General features: G+C 34.9%; 1 protein-coding gene. It reads left to right on the top strand.

Annotated features, from left to right (window positions below):
* The first annotated feature begins 222 nt into the window (after positions 1-222).
* Positions 223-957 carry a hypothetical protein gene (locus AB1422_19465; protein ID MEW6621481.1) on the top strand — a complete coding sequence of 245 codons (735 nt, stop codon included), beginning with the start codon at positions 223-225 and terminating at the stop codon, positions 955-957.
* The last annotated feature ends 467 nt before the right edge of the window (positions 958-1424 follow it).

Below are 1424 nucleotides of genomic sequence, written 5' to 3'. Positions count from 1 at the left end.
TGATTTGTAATTTTACATTTTGATGTTTGATTTTTAATTTATTTTATGGTATTCCAGAAAAGTGGAAGTTAATTTTGCAAAAACCATAAGGTTCGCACTACATTTATCGAATGTCACAGGTTAATTCATGTCCTTATGTGGCTAATTTCTCTAATTCTCTGTGAACTCTGTGCCTCTGTGGCTGAACGGTTACCCGAAAAAAAATGGGAGGGAGGATTTACAATGAAAACCCCATCTTATGAAGAAAGAAATAAAGAAATCTTAAAGGCAATTATTGAGGATTTTATCTTGACAGGTAAGCCGGTTAGCTCAAAGGCATTGTCAGATATATTTAGTTTATCCTCCGCCACGATTCGCAATGTGATGGCAGATTTAGAACGAACTGAATATATCACCCAACCTTATCCATCTGCCGGTAGAACACCTACGGATAAAGGATACAGGTTATATGTAAATTCGTTAATGGAAAATGACTCTTTAGATAAGAAAGAAGAAGAGGAGATTATTCAAGGCTATGAAAAGACTGAGCAAGAGGAAGAGATAATTCAAAAGACCTCACATCTTCTATCTACATTCTCTCATTATGTTGGATTATGCCTCATCCCGCAACTCCAAAAGGTATATCTTGAAGGATTTAGTAATTTAGTCAATCAGCCTGAGTTTGAGAACATTGAGTTGCTAAAAAGATTGTTTAAAATATACGACAATAAATCCCTATTGTGTGAGGTTTTAATGGAGCATTTAGAGGATGAGGAAGTATCTATTACTATTGGACATGAAAATCACTACGAAGATTTTTATGAATGTAGTGTTATCACTGCGGTTTATAAAATAGAGGATGAGCCCGGAGGTGCCATTGGAATTATAGGCCCAAAAAGAATGCCTTACGCTCATATTATTCCACTGGTTAAATTTATTACAAATACCTTATCTAAATTCCTCCCTATTAAAAAGTGACTATTCAGCCCCCAGGGCACCAGGACACAAAGATTCTCCTGAAAATAGTTAATTAGAGATTAGAGAATTAGTGAATTAGAACCTGCACTCTTGCTAATCTCTAATCTCCAATCTCTAATCTCTATGCTCAATTTTCATCCCCCTTTGTGTGCCGCAGGCTCATGAGCGTTTCCCCTGAAAATAGCCGTAAGAATAGAACACGGATGACACGGATTTAACGGATTTTCGCTGATTTTTTCTATAATCTATTTTTGTAAGCGTTCAGGTGGTGTAACAAAAGGAGATGTGGAGATTAAGGAGATAGGGAGATATTATTAAAAAAATTGAAATTAGTAGAAACTAATAGAAATTTATAGAAATTTGTTGTTTCCCACAATCAATTTCTACCTATTTCTATAAATTTCAATCTATTTCTATTATCTTATCTCCATATCACCCTTATCTCCTTATCCCCTTTCTTACACTTT

The sequence above is a fragment of the bacterium genome (assembly GCA_040757115.1).
Taxonomy (GTDB): Bacteria; UBA9089; CG2-30-40-21; order CG2-30-40-21; family SBAY01; genus JBFLXS01.
Note: the sequence above shows the minus strand (reverse complement) of the source record. Positions and strands in the feature narration are given on the sequence as shown.